Annotated in this window: 14 protein-coding genes; 6 read left to right on the top strand and 8 right to left on the bottom strand. The window is 71.3% G+C overall.

What is annotated here, in order from left to right; genetic code table 11:
• The first annotated feature begins 34 nt into the window (after positions 1-34).
• A complete protein-coding gene (locus ACZ7P3_RS28010) occupies positions 35-2248 on the top strand; it encodes a CDP-glycerol glycerophosphotransferase family protein (RefSeq protein WP_472085837.1) in 2214 nt (737 codons plus the stop codon).
• Positions 2245-3909 (top strand): glycosyltransferase family 2 protein, encoded by a 1665-nt coding sequence (locus ACZ7P3_RS28005; protein WP_472085836.1) that lies wholly within the window; start codon positions 2245-2247, stop codon positions 3907-3909. The genes ACZ7P3_RS28010 and ACZ7P3_RS28005 overlap by 4 nt, the downstream gene beginning before the upstream one ends.
• A 313-nt stretch (positions 3910-4222) precedes the next feature.
• Here the strand turns inward: ACZ7P3_RS28005 and ACZ7P3_RS28000 are convergent, their stop codons facing one another.
• From ACZ7P3_RS28000 to ACZ7P3_RS27990, 3 genes are all read right to left on the bottom strand, one after another.
• The gene (locus ACZ7P3_RS28000; RefSeq protein ID WP_472085834.1) at positions 4223-5698 is read right to left on the bottom strand and encodes a hypothetical protein; all 1476 of its coding nucleotides are present in this window, start codon (positions 5696-5698) and stop codon (positions 4223-4225) included.
• Positions 5679-6146, bottom strand: coding sequence for a GtrA family protein (locus ACZ7P3_RS27995; protein ID WP_472085833.1), 468 nt, complete (start codon positions 6144-6146; stop codon positions 5679-5681). The genes ACZ7P3_RS28000 and ACZ7P3_RS27995 overlap by 20 nt, the downstream gene beginning before the upstream one ends.
• Before the next feature lie 265 nt (positions 6147-6411).
• On the bottom strand, positions 6412-11367 hold the full coding sequence (locus ACZ7P3_RS27990) for an NAD-glutamate dehydrogenase (RefSeq protein ID WP_472085831.1): 4956 nt from the start codon (positions 11365-11367) through the stop codon (positions 6412-6414).
• A gap of 836 nt (positions 11368-12203) precedes the next feature.
• On the opposite strand from ACZ7P3_RS27990, the gene ACZ7P3_RS27985 reads away from it, so the two are divergent.
• Positions 12204-12770 (top strand): DJ-1/PfpI family protein, encoded by a 567-nt coding sequence (locus ACZ7P3_RS27985; RefSeq protein WP_472085830.1) that lies wholly within the window; start codon positions 12204-12206, stop codon positions 12768-12770.
• 213 nt (positions 12771-12983) lie between these two features.
• On the opposite strand, the gene ACZ7P3_RS27980 is transcribed toward ACZ7P3_RS27985, so the two are convergent.
• Both ACZ7P3_RS27980 and ACZ7P3_RS27975 read right to left on the bottom strand, forming a co-directional pair.
• Positions 12984-13652, bottom strand: a complete 669-nt coding sequence (locus tag ACZ7P3_RS27980) for an HAD family hydrolase (protein ID WP_472085828.1) — start codon at positions 13650-13652, stop codon at positions 12984-12986.
• Between the two features lie 58 nt (positions 13653-13710).
• Positions 13711-14223, bottom strand: a complete 513-nt coding sequence (locus ACZ7P3_RS27975) for a DUF6912 family protein (protein WP_472085826.1) — start codon at positions 14221-14223, stop codon at positions 13711-13713.
• Positions 14224-14556: 333 nt separating this feature from the next.
• Here ACZ7P3_RS27975 and ACZ7P3_RS27970 point away from each other — a divergent pair, with 333 nt between their 5' ends.
• Positions 14557-15042, top strand: a complete 486-nt coding sequence (locus tag ACZ7P3_RS27970) for an Rv3235 family protein (RefSeq protein ID WP_472085825.1) — start codon at positions 14557-14559, stop codon at positions 15040-15042.
• A gap of 411 nt (positions 15043-15453) precedes the next feature.
• Here the strand turns inward: ACZ7P3_RS27970 and secA are convergent, their stop codons facing one another.
• Complete coding sequence (gene secA, locus ACZ7P3_RS27965) at positions 15454-18267, bottom strand: preprotein translocase subunit SecA (protein WP_472085824.1); 2814 nt, start codon at positions 18265-18267, stop codon at positions 15454-15456.
• A gap of 251 nt (positions 18268-18518) precedes the next feature.
• Here secA and ACZ7P3_RS27960 point away from each other — a divergent pair, with 251 nt between their 5' ends.
• Entirely contained in the window at positions 18519-19091 is a 573-nt protein-coding gene (locus ACZ7P3_RS27960) for a GNAT family N-acetyltransferase (RefSeq protein WP_472085823.1), read from the top strand.
• A gap of 63 nt (positions 19092-19154) precedes the next feature.
• Entirely contained in the window at positions 19155-20357 is a 1203-nt protein-coding gene (locus ACZ7P3_RS27955) for a winged helix-turn-helix domain-containing protein (RefSeq protein ID WP_472085822.1), read from the top strand.
• A 16-nt stretch (positions 20358-20373) separates the two neighbouring features.
• Here the strand turns inward: ACZ7P3_RS27955 and ACZ7P3_RS27950 are convergent, their stop codons facing one another.
• Together ACZ7P3_RS27950 and hpf are read right to left on the bottom strand one after the other, a co-directional pair.
• The gene (locus ACZ7P3_RS27950; RefSeq protein ID WP_472085821.1) at positions 20374-21120 is read right to left on the bottom strand and encodes a response regulator; all 747 of its coding nucleotides are present in this window, start codon (positions 21118-21120) and stop codon (positions 20374-20376) included.
• 203 nt (positions 21121-21323) lie between these two features.
• Positions 21324-22016: a ribosome hibernation-promoting factor, HPF/YfiA family gene (gene hpf / locus ACZ7P3_RS27945; protein ID WP_391430804.1), complete on the bottom strand. Its 693-nt coding sequence runs from the start codon at positions 22014-22016 to the stop codon at positions 21324-21326.
• Between the last annotated feature and the right edge of the window lie 149 nt (positions 22017-22165).

Here is a 22165-nt window from a genome sequence, read left to right as displayed (position 1 = left end):
CTTCCGAGACGACGAGCCGAAGGAGTCCCCAACGATGCCCCGACTCAGCATCATCGTGTACGGGCCGAACACCCAGGGGCATCTGACCGAACTGCTCGACTCACTGGAAGCCCGCCCGCTCCCGGACGCCGAGGTGATCGTCGCCGCGGTCGGCGACTGGGCGCGGGAGACGGCCGAGGGCCACTCCCCCGAGACGGTCGTGGTGCCCCTGCCGGACGGCACCGGTGACGCGGCGGCCCGGGCGGCGGGAGCCGCGCGGGCGTCCGGCCGCTGGCTGCACTTCGTGCACGCCAAGGACGGTCTGCCGGCCGGGGCGTCCCGGCTGATCGCCGAGCGGACCGCCGAACTGGACGCCGCCGGCGCCACCGGCGCCACCGTCGACGTGCTCCTGCTCGGTCACGTCACCACCACCTGGCAGAGCGCCGCGAGCCCCTCCCGCGACGGCCGGTTCCTGGCCGGCGCCGGCCGCGCCGACCTGGCCCTGGACGACGCGGCCGACCTGCTGCGCCTCACCCCCGTGCTCGGCACCCGCGCCCTGCGCACCGCCTTCTGGCGGGCGCACGAGGAGCAGCTCGGCACCGACGACGAGCCGTACGCCGCCCACGCGGCCCTGCTGTACGCCGGCCGCGTCGCCTGTCTGAACCAGGTGGCGTACGAGGACCGCAGACTGCGCCCCGAGAGCCTGCCGCAGCTCGCCCCCGAGGACCGGTTCGCCCTCATCGGCCGGTACGAGTCGCTGCTCGCGCTCGCCAGGGACCGCCGCGCCGCCCGAGCGGTGCTGTACGACCTGATGGTCCGCGACCTGGTGCGCACCTTCGCCGGCGAGAACCTGCCCGACCCCGTGGCCCGCGAGTTCTTCCGCCGCGCCTCCCTGGCGGCGGTCCGCTGGCGCCCCGAGGGCCACCGGCGTCCGGCCGGGATCGAAGGCATCCGGCACGCCCTGCTCGAAGAGGGCGCCTACACCAAGTACCGCGCCTTCCAGGCCGCCAACCGCGGCCGGCGCGCCGCCAGGAAGGCCGTACGGACGCGCAAGCGCCAGGCCGGCGCGAAGCTCCGCGACCACCAGTACCGCAGGGCGCTCGGCCGCCCGGTCGACCCGGACCTGGCCGTGTTCGCGGCCTATTGGGACCGGGGGGTGTCCTGCAACCCGGCCGCGATCGCCGCCAAGCTCGCCGAACTCGCCCCGCACATCCACCGGGTGTGGGTGGTGAACAAGGAGAACGCAGCCCTCCTGCCGCCCGGCACCGACCATGTGGTCCCCGGCACCCGCCGCTACTGGGAGACGCTGGCCACCGCCAAGTACCTGACGAACAACGTCAACTTCCCCAACGCGGTGGTCAAGCGCCCGGACGCGATCCATCTGCAGACCCACCACGGCACCCCGCTCAAGCGCATGGGCCTGGACCAGATGGAGCACCCGGCCGCCGCCAAGGGGATGGACTTCGCCGCGCTGCTGGCCCGCATCGACAAATGGGACTACAGCGTCAGCGCCAACAGCCACTCCACCCGTATGTGGGAGCGCGCCTACCCGGCCCGCTACACCTCCCTGGACCACGGCTATCCGCGCAACGACGTCTTCTACTCCGCCACGGCGGCCGACGTCCGCGCGGCCCGCGAGCGCCTCGGCATCGCCCCCGGCAGGACCGCCGTCCTGTACGCCCCCACCCACCGCGACTACGAGGCCGGCTTCACCCCCCGTCTCGACCTGGCCGCCCTGGCCGACCGCCTCGGCGAGGACACCGTCCTGCTGGTGCGCGCCCACTACTTCTACGGCGGCGCCGCCTCCCCGCTGACCGGCCTGCGCCGCAGCGGCCGCATCATCGACGTCTCCTCCTACGACCCCGTCGAGGAGCTGTGCCTGGCCGCCGACGCGCTGGTCACGGACTACTCGTCGATCATGTTCGACTACGCCAACCTCGACCGCCCGATCGTCGTCTACGCCGACGACTGGGAGACGTACCGGACCACCCGGGGCGTGTACTTCGACCTGACGGCCGAGGCGCCGGGCCAGGTGGCCCGCACCCAGGAGCAACTGGCGGAGATCTTCCTCTCGGGCGCCTGGCGCGACGAGAGCGCCGCTAAGGCACGGGCCGCGTTCCGCCGCCGGTTCTGCGAGTACGACGACGGGCGCGCCGCCGAGCGGGTCGTACGCCGGGTCTTCCTCGGCGAACCCGAGGAGGCGCTGCCCCCGGTCCTCCCGCTCGACGAACGCACCCCCGCCCCGAGCCCCGAGGAGGCCACCGCATGACGACCCCCGACGTCACGGTGACGGTCATCGTCTTCAACGACGCGGCACGGCTTCCCCGGGCGGTCGCCTCCCTGCGCGCCCAGACCCACGCCGACATCGAGATCGTCATCAGCGACGACCACTCCACCGACGACACGCCCGCGGTGGCACGGCGGCTGGCCGCCCAGGACCACCGCATCCGCTATCTGCGGCTGCCGGAGAACAGCGGCGGCTGCAGCGCCCCGCGCAACCGGGCCATCGAGATCGCCCGGGCGCCGTACCTGATGTTCCTCGACAGCGACGACGAACTCCCGCCCCGCGCGGTCGAGTTGCTGCTGGCCGCGCACCGCGAGCGCGAGGTGGACTTCACCATGGGCGCGGTGCGGCGGGTGCGGGTGGACAACGGGCACCGCTCGACCTGGATGCCGCACCTGGTCGCCGAGCGCCGCACCCTGGACGGCATCGAGGCCGACCCGCGGCTGCTGTTCGAGCACCTGTCCACCAGCAAGATGTACGCCCGCGCGTTCCTCGACCGCCACCGGCTCCGCTTCCCCGAGGGCATCCACTACGAGGACCAGCTGTTCTCGGCGCAGGCGTACTGCCTGGCCAAGGCGTTCACGATCATTCCGGACCCGGTGTACGTCTGGTACATCGAGCCGTTCGCGACCGCCGCGTCGGCCTCCATCTCCAACCAGCGGCACAAGATCTCCAACGTCCGCGACCGGGTGCACGTCCAGCGTCTGATCGACGACTTCCTGGTCAGCGGCGGACACGCCGGGCTGCGGGAGGACAAGGACTACAAGTTCCTCAAGCACGACTTCCGGATGTACGCGGGCGATCTGCCCTACCGGGACGACGAGTGGCTCGCGTCCTTCGCCGAGATCATGAACGCGTACCTGCAGACGCTGGCCGAGGGCGCGTTCACCCGACTGCCCCGCCCGGAGCGGGTGGTCCTGCAGCTGCTGCGCGACGGCCGCCTGTCCGAGGCCCGGCTGGCGGCGCGGGGCCTGGGCCACGGGGTCGCGCCGAGGCACGTCACCGCCGACGACTCCGGCGCCGCGTACTGGGGCGACACCGTTCCCCGCGCCGAGCGGTCCCGCCGCGAACTGGACGTCTCCGATCTGGAGCTGGACACCCGGCCTTTCCCCAGCGCCCACTTCCGGCACGAGATCACCGAGCTGGCCCCGGGCACCGGGGCCTGCCTCAGCCTCGCGATCCGCACCTACGACCCCGGCCTGCGGCTTCCGGTGGGACCGCAACGGGCAAGCCTGGTGCTGGCGCCTTCCCGGCGGCGCATGACGGTCCCGTTCCGCCTGGACCCGGTCCGCCCCGGTGTCTTCGAGGGCCGCGTCCGCCTCGACCTGGCGACGGCCCGGCTTCCCGTGCAGGGCTTCGACGGCGTACGCCATCCGCTGCTCCGCCTGGAACAGCAGGGCCTCGCCCACTCCGGCCTGCTTCTGGCACCCCTCGACTTCGCGTCCGTCACGGCCCGTGTCGACTACCGCTCGGGCACGGCCCCGCACCGGGTCACCGTCGAACCGGAGGGCCGCAACCCCGGCCGCCTCCAGATCCGCTGGCGCCCGGTCGGACTGACGGCCCGCGTGATCCGCCCGGTGGTCCGGAAGGTGGCCCGCCCGAAGGTACGGAGCGCTGCGCGGCTGGTGGCGAGCGTACTGAGGTAGCCGGGGACCAACGGCCACCGGCCAACCGCCGGTGCGGTAGCCGGAGACCAACAGCCACCGGCCAACCGCCGGTGCGATAGCCGGAGACCAACAGCCACCGGCCAACCGCGGGTGCGGTAGCCGGAGACCAACAGCCACCGGCCAACCGCCGGTGCGATAGCCGGAGACCAACAGCCACCGGCCAACCGCCGGTGCGATAGCCGGAGACCAACAGCCACCGGCCAACCGCGTGTGCGCGGGGGCTGATCGCGCAGTTCCCCGCGGCCCCTGGGGGGTGCCGTCGCCGCGGCCGCACCGTTCCCGCGGCCCCGGCTCACCGCTCGACTTCGTACAGCACCTGCCCCCGCGGCCCGCCGGCCACCCGCCGCAACCACGGCTCGGCGGAACCCTTCGCCCCCACGACCCACCGCACGCCGTACTCCCGCACTATGGCCCGCCGCGCATCCGCCGACGTCCCCGCCGCGAAGTAGCGCGTCACCGCCGCGTTCCGCGTCCGCTCGTCCGGCAGGAACACATCGGGGTATCCCGGCGCCACGGTGTACGGCCCGTACGCGGGGATCTGCCGCGACGGCAGCGTACGGCCCATGACCACGTCCCCGTACTTCACCCAGGGCGTGATCCACTGGTACCCGGCCCACGGCTCCCGGTACTTCGCCGCGAGCACAGCGGGCAGCGCCTCCCGCCCGGTCACGTACCCGAGCGTCCCCACCTGCGCCCACGCCCCCACGGCCAGCGCAGCGCCGAGCACACACGCCCAGCCGGCCCGCACCGCCCGCCGCCCCGCCGACACGACCTCCAGCGCGGCCGCCAGCTGGGCCGGGATCAGCGCGGCGGGCAGGGCGCGGCCCCATGAGTAGTGCCCGGTCAGGCCGCCCGCCGCGAACACCAGCACGCCGAGGAGGAAGAAGAGGACCAGGGGGTCCCAGTGGTCCCGCCGCCGGCGCACGCCCAGGGCCGCGACGCCGAGCAGGACCAGCCCGAACCGCCCGGCCAGGTGGTCGTACAGCGCCCGGTGGATCGCTTCGAGGCCGGCGCCCGCGGAGAAGAGCGCGAAGAAGTCGTAGTACGGCCAGAGCCCGAGCACGACCACGCCCACGGCCAGAGCGGCGCCGAGCCGCAGCAGCAGCTGCCGGCCCGGCCGCGCGGCGATCACCATGGCCAGCGCGCCGAGGGTCGCCACGACCCCGGTGAACTGGTGGCACAGCAGGATCAGCGCCCACAGCAGGCCGAGCCCGAGCCATCTCTCCCAGCCGGCCTTCCCCCGCAGCGCCGGGGTGAGCCAGGCCCAGAAGTGGAAGGAGAGGCCGAGCGCGAACACGCTCGGGTACGACACCGTCAGCGCGAGGGAGTTGAGGCCGAGGAAGCCGCTCCAGTTGAACAGGAGCGGACCCCACAGGAAGACCAGGCTCAGCAGTGCCAGGGCGGGCGCGGCCGGGTGGGCGCTCAGTGTGCGGACGTACCGCCACACGCCGCTGACCAGCAGCCCGAGACCGACGAGCGCACCGATCCGCAGCACGACGAAGACGGAGAGGCCGGTGAGCCTGGCGAGGCAGCCGAGCACCAGCATCCACGGCGAGTAGTACGGGCTCGGCGTGTCGGCGTCGACCAGCGGGTTGCCGGGGTTCAGCAGGCTGTGCCGCAGCCGCTGCACGGTCGCCGCGTGCATGCCGAGATCGCCCACCCAGGGCAGACGGACGATCACCAGGAGCAGCAGGACCAGTACGAGCGCGGCAGCGGCCTGGGGCAGTACCCGCCCGGCGCTCGCGGTGCTAGGCGGTGCGGCGCGCATCCTGCTGGAACACCCAGGTGCGGTAGACGAGGAAACGGAACGCGGAGGCGAGCACGATGGACAGCGCCTTCACCGCATTCGATTCGAGCACGCTGTGCAGACCGAGACCGTGATATCCGACCCAGAACAGGCCGATTTCCAGCACCACACCGATACCGCTGAAGACGAAGAACAGAACGATCTGGCGGCGGGTGCGCGAGTCCCGGTCGCGATAGGCGAAATGGCTGAAGCCCAGGTAATTGGTCGCCATCGCGATGCAACTGGCCAGGACCGTCGCGGTCATCGCCTGCCACCGCAGGCCGTGCAGCAGCAGGTTGAAGACGAGGAAATTGACGAGGACACCGCTGCCGCCGACGACCCCGAACTTCACGACTTCCAGCACGACGCGCGTGACCGGCCGGTCCGGAGCCGGCGCGGGGGGCGCCGGGCGGGTCTCGGTGAGGTTCACTGTCACAGCCCAGACCCTAGCCGAAACACCCCGATTAGCAGGAAACGGTAAATTCACCACTCGGTTTTCCCTAAACATCGGCAAGCCGTCGGCACGCCGTGCGCACGTCGCGGGCGAGAACCGTCGTGGAACGCGGGACGGCACGGCCGCAGGTCGTGGGCAGGACACCGCCGCAGCGTGCGGGCACGGTACCGCCGCAGACCGTGGGCAAGACGGAGGGCGCCCCGGGCCATGAACGGCCCGGGGCGCCCTCGGCGCCGTACGGCTACGAATGCGAGCGCAGCAGCGTCCGCATCGTACGCATCGCCACCGACAGGTTGGCGAGGTCGAAGGAGTCCGAACCGCGGATCTCCTCCAGGGTCGTGCGCGCCCGGCCCAGGATCGCCGCGTTCTTCTGCTCCCAGTTCGTGAACCGCTGCTCGGGCGTCGACGTGCCGTTGCCGGCCGCGAGGATGTCCGCCGTCAGGGCCGAGTGCGCCGCGTACAGGTCCTCGCGGATGGAGGCGCGGGCCATGGACTGCCAGCGGTCGGCGCGGGGCAGCTCGATGATGCGGTCCATGAGCTGGGTGATGCCGAGCCGGTCGGCGAGGTCGTAGTAGACCTCGGCGACGTCCAGCGGCTCCTTGCCCATGCGGTCGGCCACCGAGACGATGTCCAGCGCCGGGAAGGCGGAGGAGAACCCGGCCACGCGGGCGGCCACCTCGTCCGGGACGCCGGCCTCGGACAGCTCGTCGTACACGTGCTGGTACCACTCCAGGTCCGCGCCGCGCAGCAGCTTGGGCATCTGCTGCCAGACCTGCTCGACCCGCTCGCCGAAGAACTCGACCGTCTCCGCGAGCTGCAGCGGCTGCGGCCGGTTGTTCAGCAACCAGCGCGTGCCGCGCTCGACCAGGCGGCGCGAGTGCAGCCGGATCCGGGTCTGGACGGCCGCGTCGACCTTGTTGTCCAGCTCCTCGACCGCGTCCCACACCGGCGCCGAGCGGAAGATCGCGCGGGCCGCGGTCTGGGCGCGCACGATCTCCTCCAGCGAGGCGCCCGTCTCCTCGCGCATACGGTGCAGATACGTCGTACCGCCCGTGTTGACCGTGTCGTTGACCAGCACGGTCGTGGTGATCTCGCGGCGCAGCGGGTGGCCGTCGACGGCGTCCGCGAACCGCTCGCGCAGCGCCGTCGGGAAGTACGCGTGCAGCAGGCTGCGCAGGTACGGGTCGTCCGGCAGCGAGGTGTGCAGCAGCTCCTCGGCGACCGTGATCTTCGTGTACGCCAGCAGCACGGCCGTCTCCGGGCCGGTCAGGCCCTGGCCCTGGTTCAGACGCTCACGGATCTGGCGGTCGGCGGGCAGGAACTCCAGCGCCCGGTCCAGGTGGCCCTCGCGGACCATGTGGCGGATGAACCGCTGCTGCGCGTGCAGCATGTCCTTGGACTGGAAGAGGGCGTTGGCCAGCGCCGTGTTCTGCGCGTAGTTGTTGCGCAGCACCAGCGCGCCGACCTCGTCGGTCATCTCGGCGAGCAGCTTGTTGCGCTGCTTGACGGTCATGTCGCCGTCCGCGACCAGGCCATTGAGCAGGATCTTGATGTTCACCTCGTGGTCGGAGGTGTCCACGCCGGCGCTGTTGTCGATCGCGTCGGTGTTGATCCGGCCGCCCTGCAGCGCGAACTCGATCCGGCCGAGCTGGGTCAGGCCCAGGTTGCCGCCCTCGCCGACGACCTTGACGCGCAGGTCGCGGCCGTCGACGCGGATGGCGTCGTTGGCCTTGTCGCCGGCGTCGGCGTTGGACTCCGCCGACGACTTCACATAGGTGCCGATGCCGCCGTTCCACAGCAGGTCCACCGGCGCCTGCAGGATCGTCTTCATCAGGTCGGCCGGGGTCATCTTGGAGATCTTCCCCTCGATGCCCAGCGCCTCGCGGATGTGCGCGTTGAGCGGGATCGCCTTGGCGGTGCGCGGGAAGATCCCGCCGCCCGCCGACAGCAGCTCGGTGTTGTAGTCGGCCCAGCTGGAACGGGGCAGCTCGAACAGGCGGCGGCGCTCGGCGTAGGAGGTGGCCGCGTCCGGGTTCGGGTCGATGACGATGTGCCGGTGGTCGAAGGCGGCGACCAGGCGGATGTGCTCGGAGAGCAGCATGCCGTTGCCGAACACGTCACCGGACATGTCACCGATGCCGACGACCGTGAAGTCCTCGGCCTGCGTGTCCACGCCCAGCTCGCGGAAGTGCCGCTTCACGGACTCCCAGGCGCCGCGCGCGGTGATGCCCATGCCCTTGTGGTCGTAGCCGGCCGAGCCGCCGGAGGCGAAGGCGTCGCCGAGCCAGAAGTTGTACTTCTCGGCAACCCCGTTGGCGATGTCGGAGAACGTCGCCGTGCCCTTGTCGGCCGCGACCACCAGGTAGGTGTCGTCCCCGTCGTGCCGGACGACGTCCTGCGGCGGCACGACCTCGCCGGCCACCATGTTGTCGGTGATGTCGAGCAGCGCCGAGATGAACGTCTTGTAGCTGGCGATGCCCTCGGCCAGCCATGCGTCCCGGTCCACGCTCGGGTCCGGCAGCTGCTTGGCGACGAAGCCGCCCTTGGCGCCGACCGGCACGATGACGGTGTTCTTCACCATCTGCGCCTTGACCAGACCGAGGATCTCGGTGCGGAAGTCCTCACGCCGGTCGGACCAGCGCAGACCGCCGCGCGCGACCTTGCCGAAGCGCAGGTGCACACCCTCGACGCGCGGCGAGTACACCCAGATCTCGTACGCCGGGCGCGGCGCGGGCAGGTCCGGGATGGCCTGCGGGTCGAACTTCATGGACACGTACTCGTGCGGCTGGCCGCCGAGCTTCTCCTGGAAGAAGTTCGTGCGCAGGGTCGCCTTGATGACCGTGAGGAAGGAGCGCAGGATGCGGTCCTCGTCCAGGCTCGCCACCTGGTCCAGGGCCGCGTCCAGCTCCTCCAGCAGCGCGTCGACGATCTCCAGACCGGCCTGCTGGCGGTCCGGGGACATCCGTGCCTCGAACAGGGAGACGAGGAGCCGGGTGGTGTGGACGTTGTTGCGGAGGGTGTCCTCCATGTAGTCCTGGCTGAAGGTGGACCCGGCCTGCCGCAGGTACTTGGCGTACGCCCGCAGCACCGTCGCCTGCCGCCAGGTGAGCCCGGCGCTCAGCACGAGGGCGTTGAAGCCGTCGTTCTCGGCCAGGCCGGTCCAGGTCGCGGCGAACGCCTCCTGGAACCGCTCACGGCCGTCGTCGCCGAGGTAGTCGCCGTTGCCGCCGCCCAGCGCCTTGGGCATGCGCAGGCCGAAGTCGTAGATCCAGGCGAGGGTGCGGTCCGAGCAGCGCAGCTCGTACGGGCGCTCGTCCACGACCTCGACGCCGAGCCGGTTCAGGACCGGCAGCACCGCGGACAGGGAGACCGCGTCGCCCTTGCGGTAGATCTTGAAGCGGCGCTCGCCGGGTGCGGCGCCCACCGGCTCGTACAGGCTCAGCGCGAAGTCGTTGCCCTTCTCCTCGCTCAGCCGCTCCAGGTGCACCAGGTCGGCGACCGCCGCGCGCGGCGTGTGGTCGGCCTTGTAGCCCTCGGGGAAGGAGTTGCCGTTGTTGTAGCGGCGCAGCAGCTCGGCGGCGCGCTCCTCGCCGCACTCGGCGTTCAGCGCCTCGGCGAAGCCGTCCGCCCAGGAGCGGGCGGCCTCGACCAGTCGGGCCTCGATGCGGTCCTTGTCGGCGTCCGACAGCTCGGACAGCTCGGTGCCCGGCTGGACGCGGACGACGAAGTGCAGCCGGGACAGGATCGACTCGGTGTTCCAGGCGGTGAAGTCGACGCTGATGCCGCCGAGCTCCTCCTTCAGGATGTCGATGATCCGCAGCCGGACGCCGGTGGTGTAGCGGTCGCGCGGCAGGTAGACGAGGGCCGAGTAGTAGCGGCCGTACTCGTCCTGGCGCAGGTAGAGCCGGAGCCGGCGGCGCTCCTGCAGGTACAGGACGCTCGTCGCGATGGCCTGCAGCTCGGCGGCCGGGGTCTGGAACAGCTCGTCGCGCGGGTAGGTCTCCAGGATCTGGAGCAGGTCGCGGCCGTCGTGGCTGTCGGGCGAGAAGCCTGCGCGCTCCAGGACCTCGTCGACCTTGCGGCGGATGACCGGGACGCGGCGCACCGACTCGGTGTAGGCGGCGGAGGAGAACAGGCCGAGGAAGCGGCGCTCGCCGACGACGTTGCCGTCCTTGTCGAACTTCTTGACGCCGATGTAGTCCAGGTACGACGGCCGGTGCACGGTGGCCCGGCTGTTGGCCTTGGTCAGCACGAGCAGCTTGTGCTCGCGGGCCTTGGCGCGGGCGTCGGCCGGGAGGCGCTCGAAGGAGGGGCTGACCGGGTGCTGGTCGTCCTCGGAGTGCTGCGGGTCCGCGCGCAGTATGCCGAGACCGGTGCCCGGCACGGCGGCGAGCGTGTCGTCGTCGCGCAGCTGGTACTCGCGGAAGCCGAGGAAGGTGAAGTGGTCGGCGGACAGCCAGCGCAGCAGCTCGCAGGCCTCCTCGACCTCGGGCGCGGGCAGGTCGCCCGGCCGGGGCTCGCTGTCCAGGCCGTCGGCGATCCGGATCGCCGCGTCCCGCATCTTCTCCCAGTCCTCGACGGCCTCGCGGACGTCGGACAGGACACGCAGCAGGTCGGCGGTGATCTGCTTGAGGTCGGCACGGTCCGTCTCGCGGTCGATCTCGACGTGGATCCAGGACTCGATGTGCGCGTCGTGCGGGAGGGTGCCGGTGGGCGCGGTCGGCAGCACCTCGATGAGCTTGCCGGTGAGGTCGCGCCGGACGACGATCTGCGGGTGGATGACGACGTGGATGCCACGCCCCTGCCGGGTCAGCTCGTTGGTGACCGAGTCGACGAGGAAGGGCATGTCGTCGGTGACGACTTCCACGACGGTGTGGCTGCAGGTCCAGCCGTTCTCTTCCACGGTCGGGGTGTGCACCCGGACGTTCGCGGTGCCCTGCGGGCGGTTCTCGGCGAGACGGTAGTGCGAGACTGCGGCGCCGAAGACGTCGACCGGGTCGCGGTCGGCCAGGTCTTCCGGGGCGGTGTGCAGGTAGTAGCGCTGGAGGAACGCGAGCACGGACTCGCTGTCGAGGGTGCCGGCCGTGCCCTCGCTCGTCGTCCCGGTCGGTAGGTGCCCCCCGACCGGGCTGTTCTCAGCTACCCGGGCGGCCCGTTCGAGCAGCTCGGCCTTGGCTTCGTCCAGCTTGGTCTGCATTGTCCTCTGGCTCCTGTCGCGCGCCGTTGCGTGACGTAGAAGGAAATACGGTCTCTTCCCCTCCGGCTCGACGCCACGGCCCGGGGTGTCCGGTCCGATTCGACGGTATGCCGTGAGGTGAGAAGAGCGGGGGGTATTCGGCCATTCTCGGCACGCCCGTGGGGTGTGACGCTGCTCTCGGCACCGCCGTCCCCCGGGCCGGCCTCGGCCTCCCGGGGGCTTCCGCGCCCCCGTCCCGCCCGCGAAGACCAGCGACCGCCGCCCGGTCACGGAGGTGTTCCGTGCAACCCGGGCGCAGGGCAGGGGCAACAACGCCCCCGCGAGATATCGCGCTGATCACGCCACAAGGCTATCGCTCCTCACCCCGGGGCCGTCATGAGCCGTATGTGTACAAAACAGAGGGGGGAAGTTTGACGTTCTGCACAGCGGCGCTGAGGCGGCCGGTGGCGTATCCGGCCACGGCCGCCGGGCCGCCGGGTCACGACGGGCGGGCCGTCCGGTCACGGCGGGTGGCCCGTCCGGTCACAGCGGGTGTGCCGCCGGGTCGCGGCCGGTGGGCCGGTGGGTCACGGCCGGTGGGCCGGTGGGTCACGGCCGGTGGTACATGCGGGACCGGTGACGCATCCGGTCGCGGTCGGTCGGTCATCGGGGCACGACCGGTGGCCGACCGGTCGCGGGCCGGTCGCGGGCCGGTGGTGCATCCGGTCGCGCCCGAGGGCTCCGGGCCACACCCTGAAAGCGACGGGCCCTCTTGGCAAGCGCGCCCGGCCGAGGCACTTTGCCAGGACAGTGCCCGTCCCCCGCCGAGGGGCCGTGCCCGTGCAGGAGGAGCCGACATGCCCGCGAAGATCCTCATCATCACCGGCGACGCAGCGGAGTCCCTGGAAGTCCTCTACCCCTACCAGCGCCTGCGCGAGGAGGGCTACGACGTCCATATCGCGGCCCCCACCCGCAAAACGCTCCGGTTCGTCGTCCACGACTTCGAACCCGGTTACGACACCTACACCGAGAAGCCCGGCTACACCTGGCCCGCCGACCTCGCCTTCTCCGAGGTCGACCCGGGTGCGTACGCGGCCCTCGTCATCCCCGGCGGCCGGGCACCCGAGTACCTGCGCAACGACCCCGAACTGCGCAAGATCCTCAAGGCGTTCTTCGACGCGGACAAGCCGGTCGCCCAGATCTGCCACGGTCCCCTGCTCACCGCCGCCATCGACAGCCTGCGCGGACGCAGGGTCACCGCCTATCCCGCCCTGGAACTCGACATGCAGTCGGCCGGAGCGCACTTCGAGGACTCCGAGGCGGTGGTCGACGGCACCCTGATCTCGGCCCGTGCCTGGCCGGACCACCCGGCGTGGATGCGGGAGTTCCTCACGGTCCTGCGGGCCAAGACCCCGGCGACATGACCCCGCGGCACGGAGGCCGGTGAGCGACCCCGGCGCAGCCCCTGCCCGGCCGCAGGCGCCACGCCGGGCGCCCAACGAGCCGACGCGCAGGGCGCCGCACAAGCCGACGCACGTACTCCGGATATCGCCGCCACTCCGGATATCGCGGCGCCGCCGTGCCCTCCGCCGCTGTGCGCCGCGCCGCTGCGCCCTCCGCCGCCATGCGCCTGTGCGCTACGCCGCTATGCGCTGCGCCTCCGCCACCGCCTCGGCCAACGTGTCCACCACCGGCACCCCGACCTCCTCCAGACTGGCCCGGCTGTGCGAACCACCGGTGTAGAGCACGGCCCGGGCCCCCACGTGCCGCGCCGCGACCGCATCGTCCGCGGCATCCCCGATCACCACGGTCCGCGCAGCCTCCACCGCCCCGGTCAGCGCTTCCAGGTGCCGGACCATGTGCTCGGCCTTGCTGCCGCCGGACGGCCCCGTACGCCCGTCGACGCGCACGAAGTGCCCCGCGATCCCGAAGCCGCGCACCAGCGGCACCAGCTCTTCGTGCCCGTACATGCTCAGCAGCGACTGGCTGTGCCCCGCCGTCCGCCATCCGGCGAGCAGCTCGGCCGCCCCCTCGGTCAGCCCGCAGCGGACCCGGTGCTGTGCGTAGTACCGGTGGAAGACCACGTCCATCACCTCCCACTCGGCATCCGTCGGAAGCCGGCCGAGCAGGCGCTCGTAGAACTTCGGCACCGGCACGCAGTACAGCCGCCGGTACTCCTCCAGCGTGATCGGCGCCAGCCCCAGCTCGGCGAAGGCGGCGTTCGTCGCCCCGATGATCGCGTCGTTGTCGTGGAACAGCGTCCCGTTCCAGTCCCAGACAATGTGCGCGTTCGCGTGCATCCCCATGCCGAAAACCGTACCCGCCCGCACTGACAATCACGGCGGACGATCCGCCGTGACCCGGTCAGGCCAGGTCCACCAGGTTGGGAATCTCCTGCGTGGCGTACCAGAGCAGCTCGTGATCGTCGGCCCCGTCCACGACGAACTGCGCGTCGTCGTCCCCGCCGTCGGCCGCTTCCAGCGCCCGGGCCGCCGCGGTGAGATCCGCCTCCGCCTCATCGGCGTCGACATGCACCGCGGCCGCCTTCGCCAGCGCCACCGTGCCGGCCACCGTCACCTCGCCGAGCGCGGCCGGGTCGAGTCCGCGGTCCGGGTCGGCCGTCGCGGCTCCGTCGGACACGTCGACGGCGACCACGACCCGGCGCCGGGCGGCGCCCGGGTCGGCCGCCAGCAGCCGCAGGGAGGCCTGCGCGGCCCGGCCGAGTGCCGCGTACTCCAGTTCCTCGATGTCGTCGGAGAGGTACCACTCCCGCAGTGCGGGCGTGACGGCATACGCGACGAAGGGGCCGGTCCCGAGCTCGCCCGTCTTGTGCGCCTCGGCGAGCCCGGGGAGGGTCAGGGGGACGTAGACGCGCATGGCTGGCCGCTCTTTCCTGGTCGAAGGCTCCGCTGAGGCCCCGGGGAGGGCTGCTGACGCGTCTCCCGACGGGCCTTCAGGATACGTGCGGCCGTCCCCTTTCGGGTCCCCGCCCGCACCCGTGCCCGCGTCCACCCGACGCCCCGCACCTCACCCGGTCCCGCCGCCTGCCCACAGGGTTTCCGGGGTCCCCCATGACCCGGATAGGTGAACATGCCCGCCCCCTCAGCCCCCGCTCCGTCTTCCTTGCGCGGCCGGCCGCCGCCCCCGTACAAGATCCCCACCAGCGAGTTACCGCCCGGTACAACCCGGGCCCGCCGAACGGGGACCCCCATGAACAAGGTCATGAGCCGCACTCCTCACCCCCGCCCGCGCCACCGTCCCCCGACCCGCCACGACTCCCGCCGTCCGGGCAGCGCCCCGCCGCGCAACCCCGTCCGGGGCAGGGCCGTCACGGCGCCGCAGACGGCCGTGGGACAGCCGCGCCCCACCGATCTCTTCGCCGACCGCCTGCTGGCCGTCCTCAGCGGCCAGCGCCCCGTCCACTGGATGCTCCGGCACACCGCGGGCCGCGCCTACGACGACCTCGCCCGCCTCGCCGAGCGCGTCCCCCTGCGCACCCACGGCCCCTGTCCCGTCGTCCGCGACATCGGCTACTACGTCCCGCGCAGCGGTGCCCTGGAGGTCTTCGCCCGCATCGCCTCCGGGGACCGGCTGCGTGCCATGGCCTTCCGCCTGGAACGCGGCGAGGACCGCCGCTGGCGCTGCACAGCGGTGGAACTCGGCGGACAGAGGCCGTCCCACACGTCCGAGGACTGAGGCAGGCACGCACGCACGGGATGGCGGCACGGGAGGGGGCGGGCGGGCAGCACGGAACGGCGGGCGGCACGGAAGGGGCGGGCAGGCAGCACGGAACGGCGGGCAGCACGGAAAGGGCGGGCAGGCAGCACGGAACGGCGGGCAGCACGGAAGGGGCGGGCAGGCAGCACGGAAGGGGCGGGCGGGGGCATGGAGAGCGGGCCGGCGAGCGATCCGACCCCTGCCCGGCACAGGCAGAGGCACAGGCACAGGCAGGAGCAGGGGCAGGAGCAGGAGCAGGAGCAGGAGCAGCGGCGGAGGCAGAGGCACCAGAGCAGCACCCCCGATGCCGAAGGGCCGGGCCCCCGAAAAGGAGACCCGGCCCTTCACACCGGCTCAAGCACCGCAGGTTGCTTCTTCAAGCACCGCGGGTCACTTCTTGCGGCGCCGCCCGCCCTTCGCCTGCCGACGGCGCTCGGCCCGCGTCAGACCGTCGGACTCGGAGCGCACCGGCTCCTCGTCCTCGAGGTCGCGCTCCACGATGCCGCCCTCGCCGTCCACGGTGGGCGCGGAGAAGTGCAGATCCCGGCGCTGCGGAACATCCAGTCCCTTGGCCCGGATCTCCGGACGCGCTCCCGCCTGCGCCGGCACCGTGTCCTGGACGGCACCTTCCGCCACCGGCTCCGCTTCCTCGACCGGGACCTCCTCGACCTGCTGCTCGACCTGGACCTCCAGGTTGAACAGATAGCCGACGGACTCCTCCTTGATGCCCTCCATCATGGCGGTGAACATGTCGAAGCCCTCGCGCTGATACTCGACCAGCGGGTCCTTCTGCGCCATCGCGCGCAGGCCGATGCCCTCCTGGAGGTAGTCCATCTCGTAGAGGTGCTCGCGCCACTTGCGGTCGAGGACCGACAGCACGACCCGGCGCTCCAGCTCCCGCATGATCTCGGAACCGAGCTGGCCCTCTCGGGCCTCGTACTGCTCGTGGACGTCGTCCTTGATGGACTCGGAGATGAACTCGGCGGTCAGACCGGCCCGGTCGCCGGCCGCCTCCTCCAGCTCCTCGATGACGACCTTCACCGGGTAGAGCTGCTTGAAGGCGCCCCACAGCCGGTCCAGGTCCCAGTCCTCGGGGAAGCCCTCGGCGGTCTCCGCGCCGACGTACGCGTCGATCGTGTCGTCCATGAAGTGCTGGACCTGCTCGTGCAGATCCTCGCCCTCCAGGACGCGCCGGCGCTCGCCGTAGATGACCTCGCGCTGCCGGTTGAGCACCTCGTCGTACTTCAGAACGTTCTTACGGGTCTCGAAGTTCTGCTGCTCGACCTGCGACTGCGCGGACGCGATCGCGCGCGTGACCATCTTGTTCTCGATCGGCACGTCGTCCGGCACGTTGGCCATGGCCATCACGCGCTCGACCATCTGGGCCTTGAACAGGCGCATCAGGTCGTCGCCGAGGGAGAGGTAGAAGCGGGACTCGCCCGGGTCGCCCTGACGGCCGGAGCGACCGCGCAGCTGGTTGTCGATGCGCCGCGACTCGTGCCGCTCGGTGCCGAGGACGTAGAGGCCGCCGAGTTCCTTGACCTCTTCGAACTCGGCCTTGACGGCCTGCTCGGCCTTCTCCAGGGCGGCGGGCAGGGCCTGCGCCCACTCCTCGATGTGCTCCTCGGGGTCGAGGCCGCGCTGGCGCAGCTCCGCCTCGGCGAGGTCGTCGGGGTTGCCGCCGAGCTTGATGTCGGTACCACGGCCGGCCATGTTGGTGGCGACCGTCACGGCGCCCCGACGGCCGGCCTGCGCGACGATCGACGCCTCGCGCTCGTGGTGCTTGGCGTTCAGCACCTCGTGCTGGATGCCGCGCTTGGAGAGCTGCTGCGAGAGGTATTCCGACTTCTCGACGGAGGTCGTGCCGACGAGGATCGGCTGGCCCTTCTCGTGCTTCTCGGCGATGTCGTCGACGACCGCCTCGAACTTGGCCACCTCGGTGCGGTAGATCAGGTCCGACTGGTCCTTGCGGACCATCGGCTTGTTCGTCGGGATCGGGACCACGCCGAGCTTGTAGATCTGGTGGAACTCGGCGGCCTCGGTCATGGCCGTACCGGTCATGCCGGAGAGCTTCTCGTAGAGGCGGAAGAAGTTCTGCAGGGTGATCGTGGCGAGCGTCTGGTTCTCGTCCTTGATGTCCACCGCTTCCTTCGCCTCGATGGCCTGGTGCATGCCCTCGTTGTAGCGGCGGCCGGCGAGGATACGGCCGGTGTGCTCGTCGACGATCATGACTTCGCCGTCGATGACGACGTAGTCCTTGTCCTTCTTGAAGAGTTCCTTGGCCTTGATGGCGTTGTTCAGGTAACCCACGAGCGGGGTGTTCACCGACTCGTAGAGGTTGTCGATGCCCAGCCAGTCCTCGACCTTGCTGACACCGGACTCGTGGATGGCGACCGTGCGCTTCTTCTCGTCGACGTCGTAGTCGCCGGTCTCCTCGACGCCCTTGAGCGGGTTGCCGGCCTCGCCGCGCTTGAGGCGCGTGACCAGCTTGGCGAAGTCGCCGTACCACTTGGTGGCCTGGTCGGCCGGACCGGAGATGATCAGCGGCGTACGGGCCTCGTCGACCAGGATGGAGTCGACCTCGTCGACGATGGCGAAGTTGTGGCCGCGCTGCACCAGCTCGTCCTTCGACCACGCCATGTTGTCGCGCAGGTAGTCGAAGCCGAACTCGTTGTTCGTGCCGTACGTGATGTCGCACTCGTACTGCTCGCGGCGCTGGGCCGGCGTCATGTTGGCCAGGATGCAGCCGACACTCAGGCCCAGGAACTTGTGGACGCGGCCCATCATCTCGGAGTCGCGCTCGGCCAGGTAGTCGTTGACCGTGATGAGGTGGACGCCGTCTCCGGAGAGGGCGTTCAGATACGCGGGCAGGGTGCCGACGAGGGTCTTGCCCTCGCCGGTCTTCATCTCGGCGACATAGCCGAGGTGGAGGGCGGCGCCACCCATCATCTGCACGTCGTAGTGCCGCTGGCCGAGGACGCGCTTGGCGGCCTCGCGGACGGTGGCGAACGCCTCGGGGAGCAGGTCGTCCAGGCTCTCACCGTCCGCGTAGCGCTGCTTGTACTCATCGGTGAGGGCCCGCAGCTCGGCGTCGGAGAGGTCGACGAAGTCCTCTTCGATGGAGTTGACCTGGTCCGCGATGCGGTGCAGCTTGCGCAGGATCTTGCCTTCGCCTGCACGCATGATCTTCGAGAGGACGGACACGGGGGCTGGTCTCCTTGCCGGTCGGGCCTGGGACGGTCGGTTTTCCTTGACGGACTGAGCAACGGCCATCGTATGCGAGGACCCGGCTGCGCCGGGAGGCCTGGCGGCCCGACGGCTGCTTCACCCAGAACAACGGACGGGCCCGGCGGATAGTGCCGCCCCCCGACAAGGAATTGCGCGAAATGTGATCACCCGCTCACGCACCGCGAAAAGCCCTGGCGCGGCGCAGGCTGCCCGCACAGAATCGGCCGATGGAACCCGTCACGCTCCCCACCGACCGCCTGCTGCTGCGCACCGTCGGACCGGACGATACCGAGGCCGTCCACGCGGCGGCCCAGGACCCGGACATACAGCGCTGGATCCCGGCGTTCCCCTCTCCCTACCTGCGGGAGCACGCCGAGAGCTTCGTCGGACGGATCGCGCCGGACGGCTGGGCGAACGACTCGGCGTACACGTTCGGCGTGTTCCTCTCCGCCGGGGAGCTGGCGGGGATGCTCGGCATCACCCTGCGCGCGCCGGGTGTCGGCGAGGTCGGCTTCTGGGCCGTCAAGGAGCACCGCGGGCGCGGCTACCTCACCGAGGCCACCCGCGCGGCCTCCCGCTGGGCCTTCACCGCACTGTCCGTCGACCGCCTGGAGTGGCGGGCCGAGGTCGGCAACGCCGCCTCGCGCGCGGTGGCGGAGCGGGCCGGCTTCACGATGGAGGGCACCCTGCGCTCGGGCGTCGACAACAAGGGGGTCCGGCGGGACTGCTGGATCGGCTCGCTGCTCCCCGCGGACCTGGACCTGCCGTCGACGGCGCCGTACCTGCCCGCGCGCACCTGAGCCCGGATCGGCGAAAGCGCAGGTCAGCCGCCGTTGTCAGTGCGGCCCTCTATCGTCCGACGCATGACGACCCTTCCGCGCCCCACCCTCACCCTCACCGCGGACGACGCCCGGCGCATCGCCCTGCGGGCCCAGGGCTTCCTCGGCGCGCCCGACCGGCGGGGCGGTGTCCGCGGGGTGCTCCGTCACCTCGGCGCGGTCCAGCTGGACACCATCTCGGTCCTCGCCCGCTCCCACGAGCTGGTCCCGTACGCGCGCCTGGGGGCGGTCGGCCGCAAGACCGTCGAGGGCGCGTACTGGAACCCCGCCCCCGTGGACGCGCCCGCGGCCGGACCGCACGCCTTCGAGTACTGGTCGCATGCGGCCTGCATCCTGCCGGTCGAGGAATGGCCCCACTTCGCCTTCCGCCGCCGCGCCTACCGCAGCCGCCCGCACTGGAACCACCAGCTCCCCGACGGCGTCTACGACCAGGTCGTCAAGCAGCTGCGCGCGGAAGGCCCGCTGACGGCCACGGAGCTGGGCGGCGCGAAGCGGACCAGCGAGTGGTGGGACTGGTCCGGCACCAAGGTCGCCGTGGAGCGCGCCCTGATGTACGGCGAGGTGGTGTGTGTCGAGCGCCGCGGCTGGAAGCGGGTGTACGACCTGGCCGAGCGCGCCATCCCGGATGCGCTGCTGCACGCCGAGCTGGACGACACCGAGTGCCTGCGCCGTCTGGTCCGGCTGGCCGGCGAGTCCCTGGGAGTCGGCACCCGCGCGGACATCGCCGACTACCACCGTCTCAAGGGCGAGCAGGTCGACTCGGTGATCGCCGATTCGGGCCTGGTGCCGGTCGAGGTCGAGGGCTGGGGCAGGCCGGTCTGGGCGGACCCGGCGGCTCTCGCGGCCCCGCCGCGCGGGCGGCACCGCACCACGCTGCTGTCCCCGTTCGACTCACTGGTCTGGGAACGGGCGCGCACAGAGCGGATCTTCGGCTTCACCCACCGCCTGGAGGCCTACGTCCCCAAGCCCAAGCGGGTCTACGGCTATTTCGCGATGCCCGTGCTGGCGGGCGGCCGGCTGGTCGGGCGTGTCGACCCGGCCCGCGAGGGCAGCACACTGGTGGCCAAGCAGGTCACCCTGGACGGCCCGAAGGCGGTCCCGGCGGTGGCACAGGCCCTGATCGAGGCGGCGACCTGGGTGAACTGCACGGACGTCCGCGTCGAGCGCGTGGACGCCGCGGAGCTCCACGAGCCCCTCGTCAGGGAGCTCGCCCTCGTCCTCGCGTGATCGTCGCCGAAGGCGGCTAGCGGATCTCGAGGATCTTCTCCCGCATCGCGTAGACCACCGCTTCCATCCTGGAGTGCAGCTGCAGCTTCTCCAGGATGTTGCGGACGTGGTTCTTCACGGTGTTCTCGGAGATGAACAGCTCCTTGGCGATGTCCCGGTTGTTCATGCCCGTCGCGACGAGCTTGAGGACCTCCAGCTCGCGGTCGGTCAGCCGCGGCGCGGGCACCAGCCTGCGTTCGTCGGTGCGCTGGATCATCGATTTGAACTCGGTGAGGAGCTTGGACGCCATGGACGGGCTGATCTGCGACTGGCCGTCGGCCACCGCGCGGATGGCGGTGGCCACCTCGTCCGTGGAGATCTCCTTGAGGAGATAGCCGGTGGCGCCCGCCTTGATCGCGTCGTAGAGGTCGGCCTCTTCGTCGCTGATCGTCAGCATGATGATCTTCGCGCTGGGGGCGACCTCCTTGATGGAGGTGCAGGCCTCGATCCCGCCGCGCTTGGGCATCCGCACATCCATCAGCACGATGTCGGGCAGCAGGTCCGCGGCCTTGTCCACGGCCTCGGCGCCGTCGCCCGCCTCGCCGACGACCTGGATGTCCTCCTCGGCCGCGAGCACGATCTCCAGGCCACGGCGGAAGAGGGCGTGGTCGTCCACGACCAGCACTCTGATCGGCTCCTTGCGCGCAGAGCCCGAGTCCGGGCCCATGCCGCTGACACCGTCGTCGGCGTCCGCGTCTCGCATCGGTCCGAAGGTGTCCGCCATCGTTCCTCCCCCTGAAGGCTGTGGCCTGGTGTCCTGTGCCATCGCCAACCCAAGGCAACGACCCACCGGTTGGGCCGGTGCGGCCATGATTTCATGCCCGGACGTCGCTGCGGTGACGTCCGGGGCGCGAAGTGGTCGCACACCGGTGCCCCTGGGGGCGCACACGCGCTCCAGGGGCACCTGCTCCGCTTCAGCCGGGCGGGTCAGCCGCCCAGCGTGCCACCGGCCGCGGGGGGCTGCGCCTCGGCGACCATCGGGTCCGTGCTGAGGTGGATGACGCCGTAGTCGTAGGCGTGTCGCCGGTAGACGACGCTCGGTTCCTTGGTCTCGGAGTCGACGAACAAGTAGAAGTCGTGGCCGACCAGTTCCATCTCGTAGAGCGCCTGGTCAAGGCTCATCGGGGAGGCGACGTGCGTCTTCTCGCGGACGATCAGGGGACCTTCGCCCTTGACCTCCAGCGAGCCGATCTTCCTGGTCGGCACTCCGTCCGTCTCCTCGTCGTGGACGGGGAGGCCGTTGCCGTTGAGCGTCGCCGCGCCCGGGACATGGTCGGGAACCTCGGCGGCCGAGATCCGCCGTGCGCCGCGGCGCGAGAAACGCTTGTCGTGCTGCTTGCGCAGCCGGGCGTCCAGCTTCTCCGCCGCCAGGTCGAGTGCCGCGTACGGATCGCTGGCCGCTGCCTCCGCCCGGATCACCGGACCGCGGGAGCGGAGCGTGATCTCCACTCGGTCACAGCGGTCGGCCTGACGGGGGTTGGGCTCCTTGGACACCTCGACGTCGAGGCTGATCACCTTGCCGTCGAGCTTCTGGATCTTCTCCAGCTTCAGCTTCTCGGCCACGTGCTTGCGGAACCGCTCGGGCACCTCGGTCTTGCGGCCCTTGACGACGATGTCCACGCAGAACTCCGTTCCCGGATCGCTCCGCTCCATCGGCGGAGCATCTCCCTTTTGCACCAGGCTCCGGCGAGCCCCGGAACCTCGGACTCGGTGACGTCCACCTCCTCCTCCCCCATGGGCAAGATCTCCACCCCGGTGGCGCGAGTGAT

This window comes from Streptomyces sp. NPDC107581, from assembly GCF_055657175.1.
This window is presented reverse-complemented; position numbering and strand designations above follow the sequence as displayed.

Excerpts from the sequence above, each read along its gene's own strand:
- ACZ7P3_RS27970 (WP_472085825.1), top strand. The coding sequence starts at position 14,557 with ATGAACAAGGTCATGAGCCGCACTCCTCACCCCCGCCCGCGCCACCGT.
- ACZ7P3_RS28010 (WP_472085837.1), top strand. The coding sequence starts at position 35 with ATGCCCCGACTCAGCATCATCGTGTACGGGCCGAACACCCAGGGGCAT.
- ACZ7P3_RS27980 (WP_472085828.1), bottom strand. The coding sequence starts at position 13,652 with ATGGGGATGCACGCGAACGCGCACATTGTCTGGGACTGGAACGGGACG.
- ACZ7P3_RS27950 (WP_472085821.1), bottom strand. The coding sequence starts at position 21,120 with ATGGCGGACACCTTCGGACCGATGCGAGACGCGGACGCCGACGACGGT.
- ACZ7P3_RS27975 (WP_472085826.1), bottom strand. The coding sequence starts at position 14,223 with ATGCGCGTCTACGTCCCCCTGACCCTCCCCGGGCTCGCCGAGGCGCAC.
- ACZ7P3_RS27990 (WP_472085831.1), bottom strand. The coding sequence starts at position 11,367 with ATGCAGACCAAGCTGGACGAAGCCAAGGCCGAGCTGCTCGAACGGGCC.
- ACZ7P3_RS28005 (WP_472085836.1), top strand. The coding sequence starts at position 2,245 with ATGACGACCCCCGACGTCACGGTGACGGTCATCGTCTTCAACGACGCG.
- ACZ7P3_RS27985 (WP_472085830.1), top strand. The coding sequence starts at position 12,204 with ATGCCCGCGAAGATCCTCATCATCACCGGCGACGCAGCGGAGTCCCTG.
- ACZ7P3_RS27955 (WP_472085822.1), top strand. The coding sequence starts at position 19,155 with ATGACGACCCTTCCGCGCCCCACCCTCACCCTCACCGCGGACGACGCC.
- ACZ7P3_RS28000 (WP_472085834.1), bottom strand. The coding sequence starts at position 5,698 with ATGCGCGCCGCACCGCCTAGCACCGCGAGCGCCGGGCGGGTACTGCCC.
- ACZ7P3_RS27960 (WP_472085823.1), top strand. The coding sequence starts at position 18,519 with ATGGAACCCGTCACGCTCCCCACCGACCGCCTGCTGCTGCGCACCGTC.